General features: G+C 65.3%; 26 protein-coding genes. 8 read left to right on the top strand and 18 right to left on the bottom strand.

Annotation, left to right across the window (positions count from 1 at the left end):
• The 7 genes from ybgC to ruvC form a co-directional block, all read right to left on the bottom strand.
• Window positions 1-384 (bottom strand): tol-pal system-associated acyl-CoA thioesterase, encoded by a 384-nt coding sequence (gene ybgC / locus AC58NV_RS08270; protein ID WP_497226700.1) that lies wholly within the window; start codon window positions 382-384, stop codon window positions 1-3.
• A 5-nt stretch (window positions 385-389) separates the two neighbouring features.
• Entirely contained in the window at window positions 390-809 is a 420-nt protein-coding gene (locus AC58NV_RS08265) for a hypothetical protein (protein WP_497226699.1), read from the bottom strand.
• A gap of 8 nt (window positions 810-817) precedes the next feature.
• Window positions 818-1,372 (bottom strand): RNA 2',3'-cyclic phosphodiesterase, encoded by a 555-nt coding sequence (gene thpR / locus AC58NV_RS08260; RefSeq protein ID WP_497226698.1) that lies wholly within the window; start codon window positions 1,370-1,372, stop codon window positions 818-820.
• Window positions 1,372-2,037 (bottom strand): hypothetical protein, encoded by a 666-nt coding sequence (locus AC58NV_RS08255; RefSeq protein ID WP_497226697.1) that lies wholly within the window; start codon window positions 2,035-2,037, stop codon window positions 1,372-1,374. Before AC58NV_RS08255 ends, thpR begins: the two co-directional genes overlap by 1 nt.
• Before the next feature lie 228 nt (window positions 2,038-2,265).
• A complete protein-coding gene (gene ruvB / locus AC58NV_RS08250) occupies window positions 2,266-3,285 on the bottom strand; it encodes a Holliday junction branch migration DNA helicase RuvB (RefSeq protein ID WP_174147629.1) in 1,020 nt (339 codons plus the stop codon).
• Between the two features lie 148 nt (window positions 3,286-3,433).
• A complete protein-coding gene (gene ruvA, locus AC58NV_RS08245) occupies window positions 3,434-4,123 on the bottom strand; it encodes a Holliday junction branch migration protein RuvA (protein ID WP_497226696.1) in 690 nt (229 codons plus the stop codon).
• Window positions 4,124-4,136: 13 nt separating this feature from the next.
• Window positions 4,137-4,634 (bottom strand): crossover junction endodeoxyribonuclease RuvC, encoded by a 498-nt coding sequence (gene ruvC / locus AC58NV_RS08240; protein ID WP_497226695.1) that lies wholly within the window; start codon window positions 4,632-4,634, stop codon window positions 4,137-4,139.
• A 326-nt stretch (window positions 4,635-4,960) separates the two neighbouring features.
• On the opposite strand from ruvC, the gene AC58NV_RS08235 reads away from it, so the two are divergent.
• Window positions 4,961-5,179, top strand: a complete 219-nt coding sequence (locus AC58NV_RS08235; RefSeq protein WP_366661025.1) for a DUF1127 domain-containing protein — start codon at window positions 4,961-4,963, stop codon at window positions 5,177-5,179.
• 175 nt (window positions 5,180-5,354) lie between these two features.
• Here AC58NV_RS08235 and AC58NV_RS08230 read toward each other — a convergent pair whose 3' ends face one another.
• The 4 genes from AC58NV_RS08230 to AC58NV_RS08215 all read right to left on the bottom strand — a co-directional run bounded on the left by AC58NV_RS08230 (window position 5,355) and on the right by AC58NV_RS08215 (window position 10,449).
• Window positions 5,355-5,699: a hypothetical protein gene (locus tag AC58NV_RS08230; protein WP_497226694.1), complete on the bottom strand. Its 345-nt coding sequence runs from the start codon at window positions 5,697-5,699 to the stop codon at window positions 5,355-5,357.
• A 103-nt stretch (window positions 5,700-5,802) separates the two neighbouring features.
• The gene (locus AC58NV_RS08225; protein WP_497226693.1) at window positions 5,803-6,675 is read right to left on the bottom strand and encodes a 50S ribosomal protein L11 methyltransferase; all 873 of its coding nucleotides are present in this window, start codon (window positions 6,673-6,675) and stop codon (window positions 5,803-5,805) included.
• A gap of 138 nt (window positions 6,676-6,813) precedes the next feature.
• Window positions 6,814-8,049, bottom strand: a complete 1,236-nt coding sequence (locus tag AC58NV_RS08220) for an MFS transporter (protein WP_366661028.1) — start codon at window positions 8,047-8,049, stop codon at window positions 6,814-6,816.
• 204 nt (window positions 8,050-8,253) lie between these two features.
• Complete coding sequence (locus AC58NV_RS08215) at window positions 8,254-10,449, bottom strand: primosomal protein N' (RefSeq protein WP_497226692.1); 2,196 nt, start codon at window positions 10,447-10,449, stop codon at window positions 8,254-8,256.
• 81 nt (window positions 10,450-10,530) lie between these two features.
• Here AC58NV_RS08215 and fsa point away from each other — a divergent pair, with 81 nt between their 5' ends.
• The 6 genes from fsa (at window position 10,531) to AC58NV_RS08185 (ending at window position 14,459) form a co-directional block, all read left to right on the top strand.
• Window positions 10,531-11,184, top strand: coding sequence for a fructose-6-phosphate aldolase (gene fsa / locus AC58NV_RS08210; RefSeq protein ID WP_039183490.1), 654 nt, complete (start codon window positions 10,531-10,533; stop codon window positions 11,182-11,184).
• A gap of 310 nt (window positions 11,185-11,494) precedes the next feature.
• Entirely contained in the window at window positions 11,495-12,193 is a 699-nt protein-coding gene (locus AC58NV_RS08205; protein WP_497226691.1) for a DUF484 family protein, read from the top strand.
• Entirely contained in the window at window positions 12,190-13,110 is a 921-nt protein-coding gene (locus AC58NV_RS08200) for a tyrosine recombinase XerC (protein ID WP_497226690.1), read from the top strand. The genes AC58NV_RS08205 and AC58NV_RS08200 overlap by 4 nt, the downstream gene beginning before the upstream one ends.
• 50 nt (window positions 13,111-13,160) lie before the next feature.
• Window positions 13,161-13,388: a GDCCVxC domain-containing (seleno)protein gene (locus AC58NV_RS08195; RefSeq protein ID WP_497226689.1), complete on the top strand. Its 228-nt coding sequence runs from the start codon at window positions 13,161-13,163 to the stop codon at window positions 13,386-13,388.
• Window positions 13,389-13,502: 114 nt separating this feature from the next.
• Window positions 13,503-13,709 (top strand): hypothetical protein, encoded by a 207-nt coding sequence (locus tag AC58NV_RS08190; protein WP_497226688.1) that lies wholly within the window; start codon window positions 13,503-13,505, stop codon window positions 13,707-13,709.
• Window positions 13,710-13,748: 39 nt separating this feature from the next.
• Window positions 13,749-14,459, top strand: a complete 711-nt coding sequence (locus tag AC58NV_RS08185) for a CDP-alcohol phosphatidyltransferase family protein (protein ID WP_366661034.1) — start codon at window positions 13,749-13,751, stop codon at window positions 14,457-14,459.
• Between the two features lie 103 nt (window positions 14,460-14,562).
• Here the strand turns inward: AC58NV_RS08185 and AC58NV_RS08180 are convergent, their stop codons facing one another.
• Window positions 14,563-15,015 carry a methylated-DNA--[protein]-cysteine S-methyltransferase gene (locus AC58NV_RS08180; protein ID WP_497226687.1) on the bottom strand — a complete coding sequence of 151 codons (453 nt, stop codon included), beginning with the start codon at window positions 15,013-15,015 and terminating at the stop codon, window positions 14,563-14,565.
• Window positions 15,016-15,195: 180 nt separating this feature from the next.
• Here AC58NV_RS08180 and AC58NV_RS08175 point away from each other — a divergent pair, with 180 nt between their 5' ends.
• Window positions 15,196-15,570: a hypothetical protein gene (locus AC58NV_RS08175; RefSeq protein ID WP_497226686.1), complete on the top strand. Its 375-nt coding sequence runs from the start codon at window positions 15,196-15,198 to the stop codon at window positions 15,568-15,570.
• 506 nt (window positions 15,571-16,076) lie between these two features.
• On the opposite strand, the gene AC58NV_RS08170 is transcribed toward AC58NV_RS08175, so the two are convergent.
• From AC58NV_RS08170 to AC58NV_RS08145, 6 genes are all read right to left on the bottom strand, one after another.
• On the bottom strand, window positions 16,077-17,099 hold the full coding sequence (locus AC58NV_RS08170; RefSeq protein ID WP_497226685.1) for an ABC transporter substrate-binding protein: 1,023 nt from the start codon (window positions 17,097-17,099) through the stop codon (window positions 16,077-16,079).
• A gap of 13 nt (window positions 17,100-17,112) precedes the next feature.
• A complete protein-coding gene (locus tag AC58NV_RS08165; protein ID WP_497226684.1) occupies window positions 17,113-18,192 on the bottom strand; it encodes a peptidoglycan-binding protein LysM in 1,080 nt (359 codons plus the stop codon).
• Window positions 18,193-18,334: 142 nt separating this feature from the next.
• The gene (locus AC58NV_RS08160) at window positions 18,335-19,090 is read right to left on the bottom strand and encodes a hypothetical protein (protein ID WP_497226683.1); all 756 of its coding nucleotides are present in this window, start codon (window positions 19,088-19,090) and stop codon (window positions 18,335-18,337) included.
• A gap of 235 nt (window positions 19,091-19,325) precedes the next feature.
• Window positions 19,326-22,328, bottom strand: coding sequence for an isoleucine--tRNA ligase (gene ileS / locus AC58NV_RS08155; RefSeq protein WP_497226682.1), 3,003 nt, complete (start codon window positions 22,326-22,328; stop codon window positions 19,326-19,328).
• A 233-nt stretch (window positions 22,329-22,561) separates the two neighbouring features.
• Window positions 22,562-23,050, bottom strand: coding sequence for a DUF2269 family protein (locus AC58NV_RS08150; protein WP_497226681.1), 489 nt, complete (start codon window positions 23,048-23,050; stop codon window positions 22,562-22,564).
• A 1-nt stretch (window position 23,051) separates the two neighbouring features.
• A complete protein-coding gene (locus AC58NV_RS08145) occupies window positions 23,052-24,359 on the bottom strand; it encodes an SDR family oxidoreductase (RefSeq protein ID WP_497226680.1) in 1,308 nt (435 codons plus the stop codon).
• Window positions 24,360-24,431: the final 72 nt, after the last annotated feature.

Genomic DNA, 24,431 nt, shown 5'->3' with positions numbered 1-24,431 from the left:
TTACCGCAATGCGCGAATCTCTGCCGGCAGCCGGGCCGGTTTGCCGCCCGTGGTGATGCAGACGATGGTGACCTGGGCGCGGAACAGCGGCACGCCATCGCGGGTGACCTCCTGAATCAGCACCATCCGGGCCGGGGTGACAGAGTGCATGGAGGTGGTGACCAGCAGCTCCTCGTCAAACTTGGCAGGCGCCAGGTAGTCCGCCTCGATCCGGCGCACCACATAGAGCAGCCCGCCCTCGCGCATGGCGTTCTGATCCACCCCGATGCCGCGCACCCAGTCGCTGCGGGCGCGCTCGATGAAGCGCAGGTAATTGGCGTGATAGACGATCCCGCCCATGTCGGTGTCCTCGTAATAGACCCGGACGGGGAATTGGTGGTTCATTTCCGTCACAATAATCCTGTCCTATTCAGTAGAAGCCCCAGCACAATCAGCCCCACGGCTTGGAGCGCGACCTTGAGCTTTTCCGCTCCAAGGCCTTCGCCTCCGTCACCCTCGCGCCACTGCCATATCTCACGGCCCGCAATCCAAAAGGATATGGAGCCCGAAACCGCACCAACACCGCAAAGAAGCTGAAACTGCCAGGCGCTGAGCGCTCGACCTGCCAGCACCCACCCGATTGCCAGGATCAGCAGACAGACCGCGACTCTGCGAAACGGGCGGGACTTTTGCACCGCTTCTTCAACAACCCTCTCACGCTTCATGCCTGCCGCCTGCCGGAACAGCGGAGCCCAGGAAAGAAAGCACCAAACCAATGCAAAAGCTAGAATGCCGCCGATCAGTTCCGGCAAAAACCCCAAAGAAATCATCTATCTTCCTAATTCGAAAATTCCTGGCGGAGCGTGTACTCCGCCAGCACATCATAGCGCGCGCCCTCTGGTGCCAGCGTGGATTGGAACAGTGCGAAACTGTCTGCTTCGCACTCCAGCTTGAAATCCGCCACTCCTGACAGAAAACGGGCAATCTTCTGCACCTGCCCCGCCTCCAGATGCCGGGGAAAACGCCCGAGGGTCACATGCGGCCGGAACCGTTCGCGGGACAGCTCAATCCCGGCCGACCGGCAGGCAGCGCGGACACGGTCGCGCAGACGGCTCAGCTCCGGCGTCTTCTGCACCTCCGCCGCCAGCACCCGCGGCAGCTTGCCGCCATAGGTATCCAGCCCGCGGAAGGTCAGCTGCACAGGCGGCGCACTGATCTCCGCCAGCACCTGGTGCAGCGCCTGCAGTACGGCCTCCGGCTGGTCATCCAGAAAGGCCAGCGTCAGGTGCATGTTCCCGGCCGGGACGTGCCGCCCTGCAGTCAGCCCCTCCTGCACATGTTCCAGCGCATCCAGGGCTGCATCGGGCAGCGGCAGGCCGACGAAGGACCGCATCAGGACTGCGGCGGTTCCGCCGGCGCCTGCAGCCGCGCGAACAGGCGCAGCGCGTGGGATTTGTCCTCGGCCGCAACCGGCATCATCCGGTCATAGGCAGCCGCAATCACCCCGGCGACTTCCGGCCGCAGGATGGTGGCGCCGGTCTCCGGCAGCACCGCCAGCGGCGAGGCCTCGGCAAAGGCTCCATCGCCCCACATCAGCGCCACCTGCACCGCTTGGGTGAGCGCCAGCGTCTCGGCCGGCATCTGCGCCATTGCGCCCTTCATCTGCAGGAACACAAAAGCCGCCTTGATGCCGCCCTGATCGTCAAAGCGGAACGCGCGGTACTGGCTGGCGTCCGCCTCCTTCAGCCGGGCGACAAGAGGCGCCAGTCCCGGGATCAGCCGGTCCAGGTCCGGCACCTCCAGCAGCTCGTCCCAGCCGCGGAAGAAGAAGAACATCAGGTTCGACCCCAGTTCCGGATCAGTCTCGGCCATCTGATGGCCCGCCAGCGTCATTACCGCCTCCAGCGCGCCCTTGATGGTTTTCAGGGTCTCATCCTGCACCCCGAACACAATCGGCGCCACCGGCCGCCCCCAGCGGGCAAAGGCATATGAACCGTCATTGCGGGTGAACAGGTCTTCGATCTGCTCCGGCGTCAGGTCTGGCAGCTGGGCGGTCATTGGCGTCTCCTTGATCCTGCCCCGTCTATGCCGCCTGCGCCGCGCGGCGGCAAGGGGGGCTCCCGCGCCTGTCCGGCCTCCTGGTTGCGCCAGGCCGCCGCAACCAGCCTTGGGCCCGGCGCCACTGAAGCAGCGTCTACCCGTCTTCCTTTTGCCTGAAATAACCCCGCCGGAGGCCACGTCGCGCAGCCGCGCAGCGCGCACATAATAGGTCAGCGAACGCCGGTTCTACCCGAACAGGTCGTTCTGGCTGCGCGGCGGTGCCATTCCCAGATGGGTCCAGGCCTTTTGCGCCAGCATCCGCCCGCGCGGCGTGCGCTGGATCAGCCCCTGCTGCAGCAGGTAAGGCTCGATCACCTCCTCCAGCGCGTCGCGGCTTTCGCTGAGGGCTGCCGAAATCGTCTCGATCCCCACCGGCCCGCCGCCGTAGTTTTCAGCGATCAGTTTCAGATAGCGGCGGTCGGCACCGTCCAGCCCCAGCTGATCCACCCCCAGCCGCGTCAAGGCACCGTCGGCCAGCTCCCGGGTGATGGTGCCATCGCCCTCCACAACCGCGAAGTCCACCACGCGGCGCAGGAGCCGCCCGGCGATCCTGGGGGTGCCGCGGGCGCGCCGCGCGATTTCGCGGGCGCCGGCGTCATCGGCGGGGGCGCCCAGTTTGCGGGCGTTGCGGCTGACGATCTCAAAGAGTTCATCAATGGTGTAGAACTGCAGCCGGGTCGGGATGCCGAAACGGTCGCGCAGCGGTGTGGTCAAGAGCCCCATGCGGGTGGTAGCTCCGACGAGGGTGAAGGGCTGCAGCTCGATCCGGACGGTGCGGGCCGCCGGGCCTTCGCCGATCACCAGATCCAGCTCGAAATCCTCCATCGCCGGATAGAGCACCTCCTCCACCGCAGGGTTCAGCCGGTGGATCTCGTCGATGAACAAGACGTCGCGGGCTTCGAGGTTGGTGAGGATTGCCGCCAGGTCACCTGCCTTGGCCAGCACCGGGCCGGAGGTCATGCGGAAGTTCACCCCCAGTTCGCGGGCAACGATCTGCGCCAGAGTGGTCTTGCCAAGGCCGGGAGGCCCGTGGAACAGCGTGTGGTCCATCGCCTCGCCGCGGCGGCGGGCGGATTCGATGAAGACGCGCAGGTTGGCGCGGGCTTCGGCCTGGCCGATGAACTCGCCAAGACCCTGCGGGCGCAAGGCGCGGTCGTTGTCTTCGGGCAGCGGCTCGGGGCGCAGGGCGGGGTCGGCGTCAATCATGTCAGTGTTTCCGCAACTAGGAGTAACGCAGTAAGGGCAGCGCCCGTCCCGGCGGGGCAGGAAGCGAAGCGCCCGCCCCGTAGGGGGCGGGACGGGCGCTGCCCGGCCTCTCGGCCGGGTGGGACATCCAATATCCGCAACAACTTAATCACCCCTTCGGCGCCAGCAGCCGCAGGGCGGCGCGGATCAGTTCCGGCTCATCCGCATCCGGGTACGTCGCTGCGGCCTCCGCCACCGCGGCGGCAGCGTCCGAAGGGCCATAGCCCAGATTCCCCAGCGCAGACAGCGCCCCGGCAGAGGCCGCAGCTGCGCCGCTGGGTTTCTTCGGCGGCGCCTTGCGGGCAGGTTTGGCCGCGGGCGCGGGATCAATCTCCTCGACCACCTCCAGCCCCGGGCCGTCCATCGCGTCCACGACGGTACCGCCCATCGCCATCACGCCGGGCGCCTTGTCCTTGAGGTCCAGCACGATGCGCTGCGCGGTCTTGGGGCCGACGCCCTTGGCGGCCTTGACCGAGGCCCAATCACCCAAGGCAATGGCCCGGCTGACCCCATCCGGCCCCAGCGCGCCAAGAATGGCCAGCGACACCTTGGCCCCCACCCCCTGCACAGAGGTCAGCAGCCGGTGCCATTCCTTCTCCACCAGCGACGTGAAGCCATAGAGCTGCATCAGATCCTCGCGCACCACCATGTCGGTATAAAGCGCGATGGCCTCCCCCACCCCCGGCAGCGCCGCCATGGTGCGGTCGGAGCAATAGACGATATAGCCGACCCCGCGCACGTCGATCAGCACGTGGTCCTGCGCCCGGTAGTCGAGGCGGCCCGTCAGTTTCCCAATCATGCCAGCAGGCCCATCATGCGCGTTTCTCCCTCAGCTGCCGCTGCTGCGTGCCGCCGTAATAGGCGTGGCAGATGGCAATCGCCAGCGCATCCGCCGCATCGGCGTTCTTGGGCAGGCAGCCCGGCAACTGCAGCTTAACCATATGCATCACCTGCTCCTTCTCGGCGTGGCCCACGCCCACCACGGTTTTCTTGACCCGGTTCGGGGCGTATTCACCCACCGCCAGCCCCGCCTTGGCCAGCGTCAGCAGCGCCACACCGCGCGCCTGGCCCAGCTTCAGCGTGCCGGCGCCGTCCTTGTTCACGAAGGTCTGTTCGATCGCCGCCTGGTCCGGTGCGAACTCTTCGATGATCTCGGAGACCTGATTGTGCAGCGACAGAAGCCGCTCGCCCAGATCGTCGCCATCAGAGGTGCAGACACCATTGGCAACATGACTCAACCGGGTGCCGCGCGATTCGATCACGCCCCATCCAAGGTTCCGCAACCCCGGATCAATTCCCAAAATCCGCATGATGTGCTCGGTCCCTGCCCGCTGGTTCAGAATTATTTTTTTCACGGTTAGCACAAAAGGCGAACATGTCCAATTGCTTTCACAGCCGCCGGCAGCTGGAACCGCCGCAATTGAGGCCTGGAAGCGACCCTTTTCAGAGGCGTGAGCGACATTTTCGCTCCGGTTCGGGCCGCGGCCGCAACCCCCTTGTTTACAAGGCAAACAGCTATGCACGCAGCGCATATGACACATGCAATTTCATGCCTTGCTGCGCCGGTTTTCCGCCACTAAATGCCGGCCATCGCAATGACGCGACGGATGCTAACAGCTAATCAGAGGACACGGATATGGCCGCATTTGATACCACCCGCACCACCTATGGTTCCACCGGCCTGTTTGGCCGTTTCGGCGATCTGTTCGCCACTGCCGCCGGCGCATTCGCCGCCTGGAGCGACGCCCGCGCAACCCGCAATGCGCTGAACGGCCTGTCCGACCGTGAGCTGGCCGACATCGGCATGTGCCGCGGTGACATCGAAGGCGTCGCCACCGGCAAAACCGTCTTCTGAGACACCCCTAAATTCCGCCCTGCCTCCTCCCTCGGGGCGAATGGGGAAACGCCGCGGACCTGAACAGGCCGCGGCGTTTTTTATTGCCCGGGCGGCATTGCCGGCAGCGGGCATGGAAAAGCCGCTGCCCCCCAGGCAGCGGCCTTTCACTGTTTCTTTCCGGACAGCGCTGCGGTCAGCGCAGCACCGGTCCGATTTTCTGAGCGATGTAAACGGAAGCAGGGTCAGCCTGCATGACGAAGGCACCTGCGCGCTCAAGAACGCTGCCCTCTGCCAGCGTCCTGACCCGCTCGTCATAGCTGCCAAACCCCAGCGCTGCCATCAGGAAGCCCTTGAACAGCAGAAACGCCGCGGCAAAGAACGCCACGGTGCGGGCCGAGATCCGGGATTGCACCCGGCGAGGCTGAATCACCAAGAGCCCGTCCGGCCTCATCTTCGCGGAAAAGCCTTCGGCCATGGCGGTATGTTTGCGGTTGATATGCTTCAAACGCGACTGGAACTGATCACGATGTTCGCCCATCACTAGTCTCCGAACTGGCCCCCACCAGCGGATGGCCCATGATTGGCTAAAAATGGGGCAAAAATGGGGCAAGCCACTCAAATTTGACATAAACTTGCTTCAATCAGCCCGCTTTACGGAGAAGTAACGTTGTCCATTCACCAATTTCGTCCCGGCGCTCCGGATTGGCGCCGTTCTGTGCATAAACGCTGACCACATCATCGGCCTGCTCGTTCAGGATTCCGGAGAGAATCGCATAGCCGCCGGGACGCAGATTCGCGGTCAGATCGGGGGCCAGGGCAACCAGCGGCCCCTTCAGAATATTGGCAAAGATCAGGTCGTAGGGCGCCTGCGCCTGCAAGTCAGGGTTGTCGAAACCGGCCGCCTCCAGGCAGGTGACCTGGCCCTCCATGCCGTTGGCCTTGAGGTTGGCCTCGGCCACTTCGACCGCCACCTCGTCGATGTCGCTGGCCAGGATGGTGCCGTCCCAGACCCGCGCCGCAGCCATTGCCAGCACCGCGGTGCCGCAACCGATGTCGGCCACCTTCTCGCCACAAAAGCCCTGGTCCAGCAGATGGTCCAGCGCCTTGAGACAGCCCAGCGTGGTGCCGTGGTGGCCGGTACCGAATGCCATTGCCGCCTCGATCAGCAGCGGGATCTTGTCCGCCGGGACCTTGTCCGCGTCATGGGAGCCGTAGACGAAGAAGCGGCCGGCCTCGACCGGGGCCAGTTCGCGGCGGACATGGGCGACCCAGTCGGTTTCCGGCACCTCGGACACAACAAAGGGCTTGGCTCCGTGCATCGCGGCCAGCAGCGCGAGGCCTGCCTGATCGGGGGCTTCGGTGAAATAGCCGCCCACTTCCCACAGGCCGGAGCCGTCTTCCATCTCGAAAACGCCGATGCCGGTCGGTTCCGGGTTCAGCCGCTCCATGGCTTCGCCCAGCGCTTCGGCCTGGGCTTTTGCGGTGAGCGTGGTGAGGGCGGTGAATGTGGGCATGGCATTGCTCCTGAAACTGTTGCCAAGCGCCTAGGCTGCCGCGCCTCCCGCGTCAAGCACCCCAGCCTGGCTGCAAGCCAGGCAGCGCCCGCGCTTAGCTCATGCGCGGGCGCTCCGCCCCTTGGCGGGGCGGAAGGGTCATTCAGCCGGCGCGGGGCGGGCGTATTTGCTGAAGATGGTTTCGTTGCCCGGCTCCGGGTGGCGCGGGATCAGCAGCGACAGGGACAGCGACACCAGCGCCATTGCGGCTGCCAGGGCAAAGACCAGACCCGGCTCGTAAACCCAGAGGAGGCCCAGAAGCACCGGCAGGAACACTGCGGCGATATGGTTGATGGTAAAGGCCACGGCAGCGGTGGGGGCGATGTCGCCCGGGTCGGCGATTTTCTGGAAATAGGTCTTGAGCGCCAGCGCCAGCGCAAACAGCACATGGTCGACGATATAAAGCACCGCGGCGATCGCGACGCCCCAGCCGAACCAGTAGATGCCACCATAGGCCGCAAAGACGATGGCCAGGCCTGCGTATTCGAAAATCAGCGTGCGGCGCTCGCCAAAGGCGGCCACGGCCTTGCCCAGCACCGGCGCCACGGTCATGTTGATCACCAGGTTGATCAGGTAAAGCCCGGTCAGTTCATGCACCTCGAAGCCGAATTTCTCGACCATCATGAAGCCTGCAAAGACCACGAAAATCTGCCGCCGGGCGCCGGCCATGAACTGCAGCGCGTAATAGAGCCAATACCGCTTACGCAGGATCAGTTTCTTGGTCTGCGGATGCGGTGCATCGAACTGCGGATAGGCCAGCAGTGCAAACAGAGCGATGGCAGCAGTCAGCCCGCCTGCGGCCAGGAACACGGTGTTATAGCTGAGGCCCAGGCTTTCCCAGGTCAGCACGATCAACCCGTAGACCACCAGCGTCGCCGCCGACCCGGCCGCCACCAGCCAGCCCAGCGTCTGCGGTGCGCGGTCCTTGGGCAGCCACTGCAGCTGCAGCGACTGGTTCACCGTTTCATAGTAGTGGAAACCGATTGAGCTGAGCAGCGTCACCATCAGCAGCCCGCCGAGAGACGGGAACCAGGCGGTGACGGCAGTGGCCACGCCCAGCAGCACCAGGGAGATCAGCCCCAGCACCTGCTCGCGCACGAACAGGATCACGGCAATCACACCAACGGCCAGGAAGCCCGGGATCTCGCGCACCGTGTGCAACAGACCGATGTCTGCGCCGTCGAAATTGGCGGCTTCGATCACGAAGTTGTTGAGCAGCGCGCTCCAGGTGTTGAAGGCAATCGGCATTGCCAGCGCCATCAGGAACAAAAGCGTTACCGGGCGGCGCCAGAACGGGAGGCCCTGGGCCTCGGAAAGGGGCATCGGTTTGAACATGAGCAAGGGTTTACGCCTGTTCCGCCGGTCTGGCGAGGGGGAAAACCCGCCTGCACATTAAGCTCCGCACCAGCGCGCAGAGGACATCATGCGAGGCTCTGCCTCGCGCTCCGGGATATTTCCGGCAAGTAGAAGGCTGCTTCTTTCTGGTCAGAAGTACCCCGGGGGAGGCCGCTGGCCGGGGGCAAAGCCCCCTGCCCAGTCTCAGAAAAATCTCTGCGGGTCGATATCGATGCTGAGGCGCAGATCGCCTTTCAGGCGCAGCGGCGCGGTCCAGCGGGCCAGCGCCTCCTGCAACGGCACGCCTTTGGGGGCCTTGACCAGCAGACGCACCCGGTGGCGGCCGCGGACGCGGGCGATGGGGGCCGGCGCCGGGCCGAACAGCTGGGCGCCGATCTGGCGCAGCGGGCCGTCGTTGCGGGCCATTGCATTGCCGAGGTCAAAGACCGCCGCCAGATCCGGCCCCGACAGGATGATCCCGGCCATTCTTCCGTAAGGCGGTACGCCTGCCGCCTGCCGCTCTGCGGCTTCGGCCTTCCAGAAGCTTTCCTCATCCCCCGACAGGATCGCGCGGATCACCGGGTGTTCGGGCTGGAAGGTCTGCATCAAGGCTTCGCCCGGGCGTTCGGCGCGGCCTGCCCGGCCTGCCACCTGGCGCATCAGCTGAAAGGTCCGCTCTGCCGCGCGCAGGTCGGAGCCTTGCAGGCCAAGGTCAGCGTCAATCACCCCCACCAGCGTTAAGAGCGGGAAGTTGTGGCCCTTGGCGACCAGTTGGGTGCCAAGGATGATATCGGCCTCGCCCGCGGCGATTTCCTCGATCCGCTGCTTCAGCGCGCGGGCGGAGCCGAACAGGTCGGAGCTGAGCACCGCAATGCGCGCCTCGGGAAACAGCGCCGTGGCTTCTTCCGCCAGCCGTTCGATGCCGGGTCCGACGGGGGCCATCTTGCCCTCCACCTCGCAGGAGGGGCAGGCCTCCGGCACCGGTTTGGTCTCGCCGCACTGGTGGCACATCAGCCGCTTCATGAAGCGGTGCTCCACCATCCGCGCGTCGCAATGGTCGCATGCCACCTGCGCGCCGCAGGCGCGGCAGATGGTGACCGGGGCAAAGCCGCGCCGGTTCAGGAACAGGAGCGACTGCTCGCCGCGCTCCAGCCGCAGCTTCATCGCCTGTTTCAGGGTTGGCGAGATCCAGGTCGAGGGCAGCAGGTCTTCGCTGCGCATATCCACCGCGCGCATGTCCGGCAGAACTGAGGCGCCGAAGCGGGAGGTGAGATCCAGCCGGTTGTACTTGCCCGCCTCGGCATTGGCCCAGGTCTCGAGGCTCGGCGTGGCGGAGGCCAGCACCACCTGCGCCGAGCACATCGCCGCCCGCAGCACCGCCATGTCGCGGGCGTTGTACAGAACCCCGTCCTCCTGCTTGTAGGAAGTGTCGTGCTCCTCATCGACGATGATCAGCCCGAGGTCGCGGAACGGCAGAAACAGCGCGGAACGGGCGCCGATCACCAGCTGCGCCGCCCCCTGCCCGACCATTTTCCAGACCCGGCGGCGTTCGGTCATGGTGGCACCGGAGTGCCACTCAGCCGGTTTGGCACCGAACCGGGCTTCGACACGGGTCAGGAATTCGGCGGTCAGGGCAATCTCGGGCAGCAGCACCAGCGCCTGCCGCCCGGCGCGCAGGGCCGCGGCGACTGCCTCCAGATAGACCTCGGTCTTGCCGGAACCGGTGACGCCCTTCAGCAGCGTGGTGCCGTAGCGCCCGCTGTGCACACCTTCGGCCAGCGCGGCGGCGGCCTTGGCCTGATCCTCCGTCAGCTGTTTAGAGGGCAGTTCCGGATCCAGATGCGGATAGGGCAGATCGCGAGGCGCCTCCTCCTCGCGCAGGGCGCCCTGTTTCACCAGCCCCTTCACCACCGATGGCGTGACATCGGCCATGTCGGCGAGCTCCTTGGGCGTGAAGGCAAGCCCCCCGTACTCCTCCAGCACCTCCAGCACACGGGTGCGGGCGTCGGTCATCCGGTCCGGCACACCGTCGCCCCGGCGCAGGATCTTGCGCATCGAAGGCGGATCGGAGAGGCCCGGCGCGCGGGTCGCAAGCCGCAGCATCGCGGACATCGGGGTCAGGGTGTAATCAGCGGCCTTGCCCAGGAACTGGCGCATCTCGGTGCGCATCGGCGCCACATCCAGCACCCGGATCACGGCGCGCAGCTTGGCCGAATCGAAATCGCCCGCGCCCGGCCCCCAGACCACGCCTAGCACCTTGCGCGGCCCCAGCGGCACCTCGACATAGGCGCCGAGGAAACAGCCGCCCTCCGGCGCACGGTAATCCAGCAGCCGGTCAAGGGGTTGCGCCGTCAGCACCCCGACCCGTTCGCCTGCCTGAAAGAACTCCTGCCCGCTCATGCCGCTGCCCATGTTGCCGCCCGTATATCCATGAGGTAAAGGCTGGGGCGACCGAGGCCAACCCATCCAAAGGACTGCCCCATGAAATTCTTCGTAGATACCGCCGAGATCGACGCGATTGCCGAGCTGAACGATCTGGGCATGGTGGACGGTGTCACCACCAACCCGTCGCTGATCAAGAAATCCGGCCGCGACATCATCGAGGTCACCAAAGAGATCTGCGATCTGGTTGACGGGCCGGTGTCGGCGGAAGTGACCGCCACGGATGCCGAGACCATGATCGCCGAAGGCCGCAAGCTGGTGGAGATCGCCGAGAACATCGCGGTGAAGGTGCCGCTGACCTGGGACGGCCTGAAGGCCTGTAAGACCCTGAGCGACGACGGCCACATGGTGAACGTGACCCTGTGCTTCTCCGCCAACCAGGCGCTGCTGGCCGCAAAGGCGGGCGCGACCTTCATCTCCCCGTTCATCGGGCGGCTGGATGACATCAACCTGGACGGCATGGAGCTGATCGAGGACATCCGCACCATCTATGACAACTACGGGTTCGAGACCCAGATCCTGGCGGCCTCGATCCGCTCGGTGAACCACGTGCTGGATTCGGCCCGTATCGGCGCCGACGTGATCACCGCACCGCCCGCAGTCATCAAGGCGATGGTGAACCACCCGCTCACCGACAAGGGCCTGGATGCCTTCCTGGCCGACATCAAGGCGGCCGAGATCAAGATCCTCTGATCCCGCGTGCCCCGGGAAAACCTCAGAAGGCGCCCCTGATCCGGGCGCCTTTTTCTTTGCGGACGCGGACTGCTGCGGACCAAGCGCTCCCGCGCTGCCGGGCACCCCGGCTGCCGCCGGGCCGCATGGAGCGGCTTGGGCCCGGCGCCCGGCCCAACGGGAGCGGGCATTTCAATGCGCCGCGACGGGCGGGAGCCTCCCCCGCGCGGCAATTTCCGCAACGCCCGCATTTTTCCGCAGCATTGCGCAAATCCCGTGTTATACACGGGACCAAACCCGTCAGAGGTCCGGAGCCGCAAGAGTTTCACGCATGAGCAGTTCAGCCAATCTGGAAGACCAGCTGCGCGAGGCGATCCTCGCCAAACCCGATGCGGTGCTGGAAGATCAGCACCTGATGAACGCCCTGGTTGCCGCCAATGAGCGCGCGATGGGCTCCAATGTCGTCGACCTGCGCGGCATAGCGATGGAGCGGATGGCGGCGCGGCTGGACCGGCTGGAGGACACCCACCGCTCGGTGATCGCCGCCGCCTATGACAACCTGGCCGGAACCAACCTGATCCACCGCGCCGTGCTGCGGCTGCTGGAGCCGCAGGACTTCACCGCCTTCCTCGCCTGCCTGGAGCAGGACATGCCGGAGATCCTGCGTGTGCATGCGCTGGCGCTGGTGCTGGAGACCTCGCAGCCCGGCGGCGCCGAGGTGGAGCGCAAGTCCGGCGCGCTGAAACTCGCAGGCCCCGGATTCACCGAAAGCTATGCCGGCCAGCCCGGCAGCGAGCGGCCCGTCACCCTGCGCCAGACCCAGGGCGGCAGCCCGCGGGTCTATGGGATGAAGGCTGAGTGGATCCGCTCCGAGGCTTGCCTGATGCTGGACCTGGGCGAAGGCCGCCTGCCCGGCATGCTGGTGATGGGCTCCGAGGACCCCCATCAGTTCTCGCCGATGCAGGGCACCGATCTTTTAACCTTCTTCGGCGGCGTCTTCGAACGTTCGATGCGCTACTGGCTGTCATGACCCTGATCTCCCCCGCCTGTCGTGATGCGCTGCAGCTGTGGCTGGAGCGCTTGGGCGGGCTGGAGGATGCCTCCGCCAACACGCTGACAGCCTACCGCGGCGACGTCACCGCCTTCCTGGCCTTCATGACGCAGCACAGCGGCGGACCGCAGGGGCTGGGCGCGCTGGCGCGGATCACCACCTCGGACATGCGGGCCTGGATGGCGTCTGAGCGCAACTCCGGCACCGGCGCCCGGTCGCTGGCGCGCAAGCTGTCGGCGGTCAAGAATTTCTACCGCTGGCTGGCGGAGCGCGAAGGGTTTGAGCCGGCTGCGGTGCTGCTGGCACGCTCCCCCAAGTTCCAGAAGAAGCTGCCGCGCCCGTTGGCGCCGGAGGCCGCCAAGGCGGTTCTGGAAACCGTCGAGCTGCAATCACAGCAGGACTGGGTGGCCGCCCGCGATGTGGCAGTGGTGACACTTCTGTATGGCTGCGGGCTCAGGATTTCCGAAGCGCTGGGGCTCACGGGCGCCGACGCGCCGCTGCCGCCGGTTCTGCGCATCCTTGGCAAGGGCAAGAAGGAGCGGGTGGTGCCGGTATTGCCAGCCGCCCGCGATGCGGTGGAACGGTATCAGTCCCTCTGCCCGCATCCGCAGGAACCGGAGGCGCCGCTGTTCCGCGGCGTCCGCGGCGGGGCGCTGAATCCGCGCCAGATCCAGGGGGTGATGGCCAAGACCCGCGCCCAGCTGGGCCTGCCGGCCACCGCCACCCCGCATGCGCTGCGCCACAGCTTCGCCACCCATCTGCTGGAGGCAGGCGGCGATCTGCGCGCCATCCAGGAGCTTTTGGGCCACGCCTCTCTGTCGACCACCCAGGCCTATACCGCAGTGGACACAACCCATCTGCTGGAGGTTTACAACAAGGCCCATCCGAAAGCGTGACTTGACCCGGGCCCCGTGCCGGCCTTTGCTGTCAGCAAGGAGGCCTGCCCATGCCTGACGAACAAACCGCGCAAGCGGTGCCGACCAGCGTCCTGACCTGCCCCGGCTGCGGCCATGAAACGGCGGAGGAGATGCCGCAGGACGCCTGCCAGTGGTTTTACGAATGCCCGGCCTGCCGCACCCTGCTGCGGCCGAAACCCGGCGATTGCTGCGTTTTCTGCTCTTACGGAACCGTCCCCTGCCCTCCGGTGCAAACGGGGGACTGCTGCTGCGGCTGAAAGGCCGGCTCTTCAGGTTGAATAAAATGCACGCTATTTTTTACGGCGGCGGGAAAGCCGCTGTTAAGGCGCTGATGGCCAGATGGCGGAAACCAATCCAGAAAGGATTCTGCCATGACCCCTGCCGGCTTTGCCGTTTTGTTTGCCGATGGCGCCCCTGCCGCCCCTGCGCCGCCGCCTGATGTGCACCCGTGGCAGCGCGACATGCCCGCGCTCCCCCCGTTTTCCTCGCCCGATATCACCGACCCGGCACCGCACGGCCGCCGCATGGCCCGCATTCAGCTGTCGGCAGGTACGGAATTCCGCCCAATTCTGCACTGAACGGTTGCGGGTCCGGGGCAAATTCGCCATCACGGTCGAATGACACCTCAGATCCGCGCTCTCTCCGTTCACCTGCTCACCGCTACCGGCGCCGTCTTTGCCATGCTGGCCATGCTGGCCGCCGCCGAAGGCAAATGGAGCCTGATGTTCCTGTGGCTGGTGGTGGCCTTTGCCGTGGACGGCATCGACGGGCCGCTGGCGCGGCACTATCACGTCAAGCGCTACTCGCCGGAATTCGACGGGGTGCTGCTGGACCTGATCATCGACTACCTGACCTATGTCTTCATTCCCGCCTTTGCCCTTTTCCAGTCGGGGCTGATGGCGGGCTGGACCGGCTGGTTTGCCATCATCGTGATCACTTTCGGCAGCGCAATGTATTACGCCGACACCCGGATGAAGACCAAGGACAACTCCTTTTCCGGCTATCCCGGGGTCTGGAACATGCCGGTGCTGGTGATCTTTGCGCTGGAGCCCAGCCATTGGACCAGCCTGGTGCTGGTGACATTGCTGTCCATCGCCATGTTCCTGCCGCTGAAATTCATCCACCCGGTGCGCACTGTGCGCTGGCGCAAGGTGTCGCTGCCGATGGCGCTGGCCTGGACCTTCTTTGCCGGCTGGGCCGCCTGGGTTGATTTCCACCCGGCCAGCTGGGCCCATTGGGGGCTGGTGGTCACCTCGGTCTACCTGCTGTTTGTCGGCATCGCGCAGCAGATAGTGCCGGAACGGCAGCGCAGATCTTCCACGGCTTGATGCCTGACGGCCCAAGGGGGCCGTCCCGCTGCCCGACTGGGGGCATACACCCCGGGATTGTTGCAGCTTAAAGAAGCTGAAGCGACAGGAGTGCCCGCCAGGGTCAGATCAGCAGGCCCGCGGCACCTTCGTGTTTCAACAAAGCCACCTTGGTCTCCACCCCGCCTTTGCCGGAGAACCCGCCAAGCCCGGAGGCGCTCAGCACCCGGTGGCACGGGATAATCACCGGAATCGGATTGCCGCCGCAGGCATTGCCGACCGGCTGCGGGGGCGCCCCCAGATCCTTTGCTATTTCGCCATAGGTGCGGGTCTCGCCAAAGGGGATTGCCAGCATTGCATCACAAACGGCGCGCTGAAAGTCCGAGCCGCCGACTTGCAGCGGCAGGTCGAACGCCGTCAGCTCCCCTGCGAAGTAGGCGCGCAGCTGTTCCAGCGCCCGCGACAGCAGCGCTGACTGCCCGCTGGCCTCAGCCGTCCAGTCCAGCCGCACGATGGCGCCATCGCGCTCCGCCACGCTCAGCGGCCCGACGGGCGTTTCAAGGCTTGCTGAAATCATCCTTCCCCTCCGGCGGTTTCCGGGCCGCATTCTCTGGCGCAACGGCGCGGGCCGCAAGCCCTGGCGGCAGATCCGGGCCGCCCGCGTTAACACCTCGTTAACCAGCCTTAAAGCTTTCCGGCCAGATTGTATCAAATTCTACTAAAGTGAAGTTCAAGAACAGAGCTAAAGGTCAGTCAGATGATTTCAGCAGTTTCCAGCACCGCCGGCTTCCACAACGTCATGAAGCAGAGCCAGGCCCTCCGCCAGCAGGCACCGGCCGCCGGAACCGCAGTCCGCGCGCTTCCTGATGCATCTCTGATCAATGGCAGCAACCAGACCCCCGGCCGGGATGCGGTGCAGACCGGCTCCTCTGCTGACGCCCTGACCACCCAGTATGTCGGCCCGGCCCGTGAAGCCGCCCGCGCTGAGGCGCTGGAGCAGCGCCCGGCAAAGGGCTTTGACATGGATGCCTACTACCAGGATCTGATGAATGGCTGCCAGGCCGGCCCCAAGCCGGTCAGCGTTCTGGCCGCGGAAGCAAACTATGCCAAAGTGCAGCGCATCATCGGCTAACCCGCGGCCGGAGCCCGGTTGCCTGCAGCCCGTCATTTTCCCCTGACGCAATGGGTTAACACGCCCTTAGGCCTGATGTGTCAAAACCACTTCAAGAACGGATCAATGCCCCCTCGCGGGACACTCTGAGATGTTTTCACCAGTTTCAGGACGTGCGGATCCTATCAAGCCGAACCGCGGTTTTCTGACCGCCAGGCCCGTTGTCCGCTCCGGCAAACCGGACAAGAGCGGATCTGCCGGAAACACCCCACACAATCCGGAGGAGCACCCCAGGATGCGCCGCAGCCGGAAGTCGGCGGCCCTGTCCGGGAGATCCCCGGACCGGCAGCTGCGACGGATGGCGAAGAGCCGTTTCATGAAAATGCGGTGCTGGCAGAACACCTGCTGATGCAGCGCGCCTTGCCGGCGGGCCGGATCCCCCCGGCGATGTAAAGGCAGGAGAAGCGAAGGCGGCTTTTCACGGTTTTTAATAGGCCAGGACGCTGACGGCCTGACCTCTCCGGCGGTTATTGCAGCTGCGCCCAGAACAATTCCAGATGGCGCGACATGATCTCCTCGAACCGGCCGCTGTCGCGCAGGTTTTGAAGCCCTGCATTGATCCGGTAGAGATGCGTGGTGCCCCGCCAGTGGCGCTTGGAAATCACCACATGCAGGCCTTCCTCCGACAGCGGTTTCTCCAGCGGCACCACGATGTCGCGCAGGTCCTCCGCCACGATGGTATTGGCACCCAGGAACAGGTTCACCGCCGCCGCGTCCACCTGCCCCTCTGCCACCATACGGAAGCAGTCCGCCGGAGTGTCCGGCTGCACCAGCGTGATCTTTTCCGCGTCCAGCCAGCGCCGATCCGGGCGGTTCAGGTCATGGGTGAAATACCCCGCCGGACGGCATAATGTCTTGCCTTCGACATCGGAATCCTCGGCGTATTCAAAGCCGCCGCCTGCCCGCACAAACAGCATGATGGGCATGATCATCACCGGCTCGGAAAAGTGAAAGTTCGCACAGCGCTCGTTGTCCGGCTCTGCCGCGCAGTCGGGTTTCAGCCAGGGGAAGCCCATATCGAACTCTTTCTTGTCGAGCATCGGGAACAGGTGCCTGGACCAGTCGTCCTCCCAGCTGACCGAGTAGCTGACCGGCGCCGGCGCCAGCTCCAGCGCCGCATTGATCAGCTCTGTCACCATGCCCTGCCCCGGCAGGCTGCGGTCGGTGAAAGGTGCGTAGCCGCTGCCGGTGAGCAGCGTCAGCTCCGCCTTCTCCTGCCTGAGCGGCGTGGCATCCGGCGCGGTGGCGCCGGTGAGGCAGGGAATGAACAATTTGCGGCCCGGCAGCACCGTGGCACCCGCCAGCAGTTTCTGGTTGCGGTAATACACCATGGTCCAACGGTTGCGGTCGCCATAGTGGGTTTCCGCGATGGAGAACAGCGTGTCGCCGGGCTGCGCCACATAGTCCACATCACAGATCGCCCAGGCCGCGGCCGGCGCCATTGTGAACAGGGCGGCCAGCTGGAAGAGACGCGAGAAAAGCCGTTTCATGCCGTCCCCTCCCTCAGAATCCGGCCCAGATCCGGGCCATGTGGTCTTCGACGATGGTCTGGTAGCTACCGTCCTCCTGGATAGACCGCAGGCCTTTGTTGATCATCGCCAGCATCTCATCCGCGCGCGGATGGGTCTTGTGCACCACCACATAGATGCCCAGCACCGACAGCGGCTGCGGCAGCACGGTGAACTGGTCGGCGATGCCCGCCTCCTTCATCACGCTCCGGCCGGTGAATTCGTTGATCGCCACCGCGTCCGCCTCGCCTGCGGCCACCATGTCAAAGCAGTCCTTCACCTTGTGCGGCTGCTTCAGGGTGATCTTCTTGTCGGCAATCCAGTTGCGGCCGCGCTCATCCAGATCGAAGGTCAGATACCCCGCCGGGCGGCACAGGGTCTTGCCCTCGATATCGCTGTCGCTGGTGAACACAAACGGCCGGTCCTTATGCGCGAACAGCAGCATCAGGGTTTCGAACATCGGTTCAGAGAAGTGGAAATTCTGGCAACGGTAGCTGTCTGGCATGGTTTCGCAGTCGGGCTTGTACCAGGGGAAGCCCAGGTCCAGAAGCGCGTTGGACAGCAGCGGGTCGAAATGAGAGGACCAGTCGTTGACCCAGTGGATCGCGTAGCCTTCGGAAGGCGCGGCCTGAGCCATCGCCGCATTCACCACCTCGGTGATCAGCCCGCCATTGTGCGCGGCCTTGGAGGTGAAGGGCGCATAGTCGTCCCCGGTCAGCAGGTTGATCTTCTGGCGCACCGCCGCGTTGCCCGGCGCCACCTTGACCGGCACCGCAACGGCGGGGGCAGCGGCAGAGATCTCCCTGCCGCCCGGCAGGCCCAGCGGCAGCCCTTCCAGGCAAGCCAGCGACAGCTTCATGCCGACACGGATGGCCTCCGGCTTGGGGCCGATCTGGTCAATGTTGCGGTTGTGGATGGCGCTCCACTTGCCCGCGTCCTTGTAAAGCTTGTCGGCAATCACCGACAGGCTGTCGCCGGATTGCACGGTATAAATGCCGCCGCAGGTTTCAGCGACGGCGGGCGTGGCGAAAAGGCCGGACAGCCCGATGGCAGCGGCAGCGAAAAAGGTCTTCATGTTCCCCCCGGAAGTGATCGGCGCCTGGTCCGCGGAATGGGCGGGCAGCGCCTGTTGTTCTGATTTGCTGTTGATTATGGTGCGCGGGCAAAACTGCTGCCCGCACGGCAGCACCTTTCACGGGCCGCCGCGGTAAAAGTGCTCAGTTACCGACGAACAACGCCAGCAGCGTGGCCGTATCCACCCGCCCGTCAGCACCGATCAGGCTGGCAGGGACCGAGATTTCCTGCCGCTCATAGGCGCCGTTCACCAGCTGGTCGATATAGGCCGCGGACTGGCCCTGTGCGGCGGCCGTCAGCACCATCTTGTAAAGCGCAGAGCCTTCGGCGGTTACCGCAGCCGGGGCCGGGGCAGCCGAGGGCTGGGTGCCCTGTTTGCTGCGCAGCGCCGCCAGCGTGCCTTCGGTTATGCGCGCCACCAGGGCATCCTCGCCGCCGGCTGCAGCGCCTTCGAGCCCCGCTGCTGCAGCGGCACCTGCCGGAACCTCTGCCGCAGGCCGGTCAGCCTGCAGCGCCGCGACCTGTACGTCCTCCGCAGGCGCGCTGCCGCCAAACTGAAAGTAGAGGAGCATCGCAGCAGCCACCGCCAGCCCGGCAGCCGCAAGACCCAGCTTCGGCAGCGCAGACCCGTTTTCGGCAGGCACCGGTGCGAATTGCTGCGGCTTTGGAGCCGCTTGCGGCTTCACCTCCGCAGGTTTAGCGGATTTGGCGGCCTTCGCCGCGGTTGCGGTTGCGCCGGCAGAGGCTTTTGCCTTGTTTGCCTTGTCTGTTCCGGAGCTGGCCGCAACAAGCCCGATTTTGATGTTCTTCGGTGCTGACACCCCGTCAATCCGGACTGCCGCGCCGCGCACCTTATCCGGCTCAGCTGCCGGCTGCGCATCCGCTTTCAGCTTCAGCATAATAAACTGTCCCCCTGCCCCATGCCATATTTTGAAATGTCGGCTTAAAATCTACATGGAATTAACGTTTTTTTAACCAGTTGTGGAAAACCGGTCAACATCTAGAGGAATCTGTTCAGGAAGAACACGAGGAATTTCCCGGGAAACGTGTGGAAAATGCCGTTAATATAGCGCAAAATGACAACGCCCGGCGTTCAGGCCGGGCGTTGCGTGCAATTCTTAGGTGAGCAGCGGCTTATCCCAGCGCGCTGTCGCAGCGGCCGCAGACCCCCTCGTGGCTGTGGCTGCCGACATCCGGCAGGATCTTCCAGCAGCGCTGGCACTTGCCGCCCTCGGCCTTTTCAAACACCACTGACACACCGTCCACTTCCGGCATGCGGAAGGCTTCGGCCGGGGCCGGGTCGCCGGTCAGCGCGATGTCCGAAGTGATGCAGACATCGGCGAAATTGACTGACTTCAGCGCCGCCAGTGCCTCCGTATCGCGCACATGCACCACCGGTGCCGCCTCCAGCGAGGCGCCGATCACCTTGTCGGTGCGCTGCACTTCCAGCGCCGCGGTCACCACCCGGCGGGCCTGGCGGATTTTGGACCACTTGGCGGCCAGCGGCTCGTTCAGCCAGTCGGCGGGGGTCTCCGGGATGTCCTGCAGGTGCACCGAGCTGCCCTCGCCCGGGTATTTCTCCAGCCAGACCTCTTCCATGGTGAAGACCAGGATCGGCGCCAGCCAGGTGGTCAGGCGGTGGAACAGGATGTCCAGCACGGTGCGCGCGGCGCGGGCGTTCAGGGTGTCGCCATCGCAGTAGAGCGCATCCTTGCGGATGTCGAAGTAGAAGGCCGACAGGTCCACGGTGGCAAAGTTGAACACCGCCGAGAACACGCCCTGGAAGTCAAACGACTGATAGCCGGTGCGCACCTTGTGATCCAGCTCCGCCAGACGGTGCAGCACCCACTGCTCCAGCTCCGGCATATCCGTCGGCTCCACCCGCTGCTCCTCCTTGAAGTCGCCCAGCGAGCCCAGCAGGAAGCGCATGGTGTTGCGCAGGCGGCGGTAGCTGTCGGCGGTGCCTTTCAGGATTTCCGGGCCGATCCGCTGGTCGGCGGTGTAGTCGGTCTGGGCCACCCACAGGCGCAGGATGTCGGCGCCGTACTGCTTGACCACCTCTTCCGGCACGATGGTGTTGCCCAGAGATTTGGACATCTTCATGCCCTTCTCGTCCAGCGTGAAGCCGTGGGTCACCACGTTGCGGTAAGGCGCGCGACCCTTGGTGCCGCAGGCCTGCAGCAGCGAGGAATGGAACCAGCCGCGATGCTGGTCGGTGCCTTCCATGTAGACGTCGGCGATACCGTCCTCGGTGCCGTCCTCGCGGTCGCGCAGCACGAAGGCATGGGTCGAACCGGAGTCGAACCACACGTCCAGCACGTCGAACACCTGGTCATAAGCGTCCGCATCGACGATGCCGTCCAGCACGCGGGCCTTGAAGCCGTCCTGATACCAGACGTCGGCGCCATGCGCTTCGAACTCGGCAACGATACGCTTGTTGACCTCTTCGTTGCGCAGCAGGAAGCCCGCGTCGGTCGGCAGCACGCCCTTTTTGGTGAAGCAGGTCAGCGGCACACCCCAGGCGCGCTGGCGCGACAGAACCCAGTCGGGGCGGCTTTCGATCATCGAGTGCAGGCGGTTGCGGCCGGTCTGCGGCCACCATTTCACCAGCTCGTCGATCGAGCGCAGCGCGCGTTCGCGGATGCTGTCGCCCATCTCGCCCATGCCGTCGTCAAGCTTGCGGTCGACGGAGGCAAACCACTGCGGCGTGTTGCGGTAGATGATCGGCGCCTTGGAGCGCCAGGAATGCGGGTAGCTGTGCTTGATCTTGCCGCGCGCCAGCAGGCCGCCGACCTCAACCAGCTTGTCGATGATGGTCTTGTTGGCATCGCCCTCGCCGCCCTTGCGGTTGAGGATGTAGGTGCCGCCAAAGAACGGCAGGTCAGCCCGGAAGCCGCCGTCGTCCATCACGTTGTAGGTGATCATCTGCTCCAGCATGTTCAGATCGCGGTAGAGTTCGAATTCATCCATACCGTGGCTCGGCGCGCAGTGAACAAAGCCGGTGCCTTCGGTGTCGGTCACAAAGGGGGCGGCGCGGAAGTCGCGGATGCCGTCCCATTCACCGTTCGAGCCTTCGGCGCCTGCCAGCGGGTGCTGCAGCGACAGGCTGGACAGTTCGTCAGCCGAGACGCCGCGCAGGCGCTTGTACTGGTCCTCGCCTAGGCGGGCGCGCTTGAACACCTCTGCCGCCAGGTTGTCGGCCAGCAGGAAGCGGTCGCCGGTATTGGCCCAGCATTCCTCCGGGGTGCCGGTCACTTCATAAAGGCCATAGGCAATGTCCGCGCCGTACACCACTGCCTTGTTCGAGGGGATGGTCCAGGGCGTGGTGGTCCAGATCACCACATGGGCGCCTTCCAGGTCCTGTGCCACGATCGCCGAGTCGGCACCGGCAAAATCGGCATCCTCGCCATCGGCGGCCACAAAACCGCCGGCCTCGGCCACCTTGAATTTCACCCAGATGGTGAAGCTTTCCTTGTCGTGGTATTCGACCTCGGCCTCGGCCAGGGCGGTCTTCTCAACCGGCGACCACATCACCGGCTTGGAGCCCTGGTACAGCGTGCCGTTCATCAGGAATTTCATGAACTCATCCGCGATCACCGCCTCGGCGTGGTAGTTCATGGTGAGATACGGATCATCCCAGTTGCCAGTGATGCCCAGCCGCTTGAACTCCTCGCGCTGGATATCGACCCAGCCGTCGGCAAAGGCGCGGCATTCCTGGCGGAATTCCACAACCGGCACCGCATCCTTGTTCTTGCCCTTCTTGCGGTACTGCTCCTCGATCTTCCATTCGATCGGCAGGCCATGGCAGTCCCAGCCCGGCACGTATCGGCTGTCAAAGCCCATCATCTGGTGCGAGCGGACGATCATGTCCTTGATGGTCTTGTTCAGCGCGTGGCCGATGTGCAGGTGGCCGTTCGCATAGGGCGGGCCGTCATGCAGGGTGAAGGGCTTGCGCTCCGCTTCGCTGCCCTTGGCCACGGCGGCCTTCTCGCGCAGTTTGTCATAGACGCCGATCTGCGCCCAGCGCTCCAGCCAGCCGGGCTCGCGCTTGGGCAGGCCCGCGCGCATCGGGAAATCGGTTTTCGGCAGGTTCAGGGTGTCTTTGTAGTCAGGCGTCTGGGGTGTGTCGGCGCACATCGGGGGCGTCCTTTGGATGATCAAGGTCGGAAATTGGGATATTCGGTTCGGCGCGATGGCTCAAGCGCCTTTGCCCGGCGGCTCAATGGTTTCAGAGCGCCGGGGATATAATTCGAATAATGATGGCCGCGAATAGGGACATGAAAGGCCTTATAGGCCGGTGCGGCGGGAGGGTAAAGCGGCAGATGCGCCGCAATTTGGTGCGGGCTGTGCAGCCTGACAATGTCGCATTGTCAGCGCACCAGCCAGACGCCCAAATCCGGACGCGCCAGCATCAGCCAGAGGATTGCCAGCACCGCGGCAAAGGCGGGAATGCCGCAGGCGAACCAGACGGCAAACAGGTGGTGATAACGTGCGGGCAGCGCCTCGCCTGCCTCGGCCGCCGCCCGCGCCAGGTCGCGCAGCCGCAGCTGGATCCACACCACTGGCAGCCAGAACGCCCCGGTCAGCACATAAAGACCCAGCGACAACGCCAGCCAGCCGGCACTCAGCGGCCAGCCCAGCCGCCAGGCCAGCAGCCCGCCGGTGACAGGCTGGGCAATCACTGCCGTGGCGGTGAACAAGAGGTCTGCCAGCACCACGATCCTGGCGGTGTGGGCAATCAGCGCCGCGTCCCGCGTGCGGTGCGCCATCAGCATGAAGAAGGCGATGCCTGCCCCGGTGCCCAGCAAAACGCAGGCACCGATCACATGCAGCCAGCGCAGGATCAGGTCCAGGTCCATATCAGCGCTCCTGCAGCAGTTGATGGGTGATCAGCGCCAGCAGCAGACCCGGCAGCACCTTGACCAGAGGCCCCAGCGGATCCGCCCACATCTGCGGGGTGACCGCAGTGGCCGCGGCCAGGTAGATCAGCGAGACCGCAGCCATCCCTGCGCAGGCACGCGCTGCCCAGGGCCGCCACAGGATTGCCAGCCCCAGGGCGATGTCAGCAAGCGACCAGAAGGCAACGCTGGCTTTCGCAGGCAGGCTGCTCCATCCTGCATCCGTCAGCACTTTCGCCGCCGCGTTCATCTGCCAGAGGCCGATCAGGCCCGAGGCCAGCCAGAACAGGCTCAGCACCGTGACGGCAACCGGCATCAGCAGAGCCATCCGCGCGTCCAGCCGCTGCGCGCGGCCCGCAGACAGCGATTGATAGATGGTGTTCAGCGGCGCCATCCCCTGGCCTGTGGCTGCCCGGTACGGGGCGGGATCGCCGCGCACGCCGCCGCGGATTTCGGCAATCGCCGTCGAGCGCAGGGGCGAGCGCCAGCCAAGGCGGCTCAGCGCATCGGCGCAGGCCCCCACCGGCGGCAGCAGCCAGGCCGGAGCCCGCAGCACCATGCGGGGCGGCGCAAACCCCAGCCACGCCCGGGTCTCTGCCAGCACCACCTCCAGCGTGTGCGGCTGTTCCTCGACCAGATCATAGGTGCCGGGCGGCAGATTTCCCGTCAGCGCCGCCGCCACTGCCGCTGCAAGATCCGCCATCCCGACGCATTGCACCGGTGCCTGCGCCAGCGCCACCGGCTGCACCAGCGGCACCGCCGCCAGCATCCGCAACAGCCTTGTGCCGCCATAGGCGCCCTGCCCGATCACCAGCCCCGGCTTCAGGATCCAGACCGCAGCGCCGGAGGAACGCAAGGCTGCATCGCCGCGTCCCTTGCTCCGCATGAATTCTGTTCCAGCCTCAGGCCCCGCGCCCGCAGCCGACACTTGCACGACCGGAATGCCCCGCTCCGCACAGGCCGCGCCCAGGGCTGCGATGGCCGTGTGGTGCACGGCCTCCAGCTCGCCCGGCGCCATGTCCTGCAGCACGCCTGCGCAGTTCACGACCGCATCGACATCCTGCAGCAGCGGCGCCCAGTTTTCGGGCCGCAACAGCTGAAGCAGATCTCCCTGCACAAACGACACCCCCGGCAGCACCCTTGCCGCCTGCTCAGCGCTACGGCCGAAGCCCGTCACAGCGAAACCCTCGGCCTGCAAGGCCTGGACCACCTCAGCGCCGATAAACCCGTAGGCGCCCAGAACCAGAACCCGCTTAGTGTTCTCCGCCATAAATCAATACCTTTGGCAAATTCCCGGCCCACCATAGCGGCAGGGGCGCCGGGCGCCAGTGGGCCGCATCGC

The organism is Leisingera sp. ANG49, assembly GCF_059694505.1.
The sequence above is the reverse complement of the archived record's forward strand: the minus strand, read 5'-3'. Positions and strand labels throughout refer to the sequence as shown.

Excerpts from the sequence above, each read along its gene's own strand:
- ybgC (WP_497226700.1), bottom strand. The coding sequence starts at position 384 with ATGAACCACCAATTCCCCGTCCGGGTCTATTACGAGGACACCGACATG.
- AC58NV_RS08265 (WP_497226699.1), bottom strand. The coding sequence starts at position 809 with ATGATTTCTTTGGGGTTTTTGCCGGAACTGATCGGCGGCATTCTAGCT.
- thpR (WP_497226698.1), bottom strand. The coding sequence starts at position 1,372 with ATGCGGTCCTTCGTCGGCCTGCCGCTGCCCGATGCAGCCCTGGATGCG.
- AC58NV_RS08255 (WP_497226697.1), bottom strand. The coding sequence starts at position 2,037 with ATGACCGCCCAGCTGCCAGACCTGACGCCGGAGCAGATCGAAGACCTG.
- ruvB (WP_174147629.1), bottom strand. The coding sequence starts at position 3,285 with ATGATTGACGCCGACCCCGCCCTGCGCCCCGAGCCGCTGCCCGAAGAC.
- ruvA (WP_497226696.1), bottom strand. The coding sequence starts at position 4,123 with ATGATTGGGAAACTGACGGGCCGCCTCGACTACCGGGCGCAGGACCAC.
- ruvC (WP_497226695.1), bottom strand. The coding sequence starts at position 4,634 with ATGCGGATTTTGGGAATTGATCCGGGGTTGCGGAACCTTGGATGGGGC.
- AC58NV_RS08235 (WP_366661025.1), top strand. The coding sequence starts at position 4,961 with ATGGCCGCATTTGATACCACCCGCACCACCTATGGTTCCACCGGCCTG.
- AC58NV_RS08230 (WP_497226694.1), bottom strand. The coding sequence starts at position 5,699 with ATGGGCGAACATCGTGATCAGTTCCAGTCGCGTTTGAAGCATATCAAC.
- AC58NV_RS08225 (WP_497226693.1), bottom strand. The coding sequence starts at position 6,675 with ATGCCCACATTCACCGCCCTCACCACGCTCACCGCAAAAGCCCAGGCC.
- AC58NV_RS08220 (WP_366661028.1), bottom strand. The coding sequence starts at position 8,049 with ATGTTCAAACCGATGCCCCTTTCCGAGGCCCAGGGCCTCCCGTTCTGG.
- AC58NV_RS08215 (WP_497226692.1), bottom strand. The coding sequence starts at position 10,449 with ATGAGCGGGCAGGAGTTCTTTCAGGCAGGCGAACGGGTCGGGGTGCTG.
- fsa (WP_039183490.1), top strand. The coding sequence starts at position 10,531 with ATGAAATTCTTCGTAGATACCGCCGAGATCGACGCGATTGCCGAGCTG.
- AC58NV_RS08205 (WP_497226691.1), top strand. The coding sequence starts at position 11,495 with ATGAGCAGTTCAGCCAATCTGGAAGACCAGCTGCGCGAGGCGATCCTC.
- AC58NV_RS08200 (WP_497226690.1), top strand. The coding sequence starts at position 12,190 with ATGACCCTGATCTCCCCCGCCTGTCGTGATGCGCTGCAGCTGTGGCTG.
- AC58NV_RS08195 (WP_497226689.1), top strand. The coding sequence starts at position 13,161 with ATGCCTGACGAACAAACCGCGCAAGCGGTGCCGACCAGCGTCCTGACC.
- AC58NV_RS08190 (WP_497226688.1), top strand. The coding sequence starts at position 13,503 with ATGACCCCTGCCGGCTTTGCCGTTTTGTTTGCCGATGGCGCCCCTGCC.
- AC58NV_RS08185 (WP_366661034.1), top strand. The coding sequence starts at position 13,749 with ATGACACCTCAGATCCGCGCTCTCTCCGTTCACCTGCTCACCGCTACC.
- AC58NV_RS08180 (WP_497226687.1), bottom strand. The coding sequence starts at position 15,015 with ATGATTTCAGCAAGCCTTGAAACGCCCGTCGGGCCGCTGAGCGTGGCG.
- AC58NV_RS08175 (WP_497226686.1), top strand. The coding sequence starts at position 15,196 with ATGATTTCAGCAGTTTCCAGCACCGCCGGCTTCCACAACGTCATGAAG.
- AC58NV_RS08170 (WP_497226685.1), bottom strand. The coding sequence starts at position 17,099 with ATGAAACGGCTTTTCTCGCGTCTCTTCCAGCTGGCCGCCCTGTTCACA.
- AC58NV_RS08165 (WP_497226684.1), bottom strand. The coding sequence starts at position 18,192 with ATGAAGACCTTTTTCGCTGCCGCTGCCATCGGGCTGTCCGGCCTTTTC.
- AC58NV_RS08160 (WP_497226683.1), bottom strand. The coding sequence starts at position 19,090 with ATGCTGAAGCTGAAAGCGGATGCGCAGCCGGCAGCTGAGCCGGATAAG.
- ileS (WP_497226682.1), bottom strand. The coding sequence starts at position 22,328 with ATGTGCGCCGACACACCCCAGACGCCTGACTACAAAGACACCCTGAAC.
- AC58NV_RS08150 (WP_497226681.1), bottom strand. The coding sequence starts at position 23,050 with ATGGACCTGGACCTGATCCTGCGCTGGCTGCATGTGATCGGTGCCTGC.
- AC58NV_RS08145 (WP_497226680.1), bottom strand. The coding sequence starts at position 24,359 with ATGGCGGAGAACACTAAGCGGGTTCTGGTTCTGGGCGCCTACGGGTTT.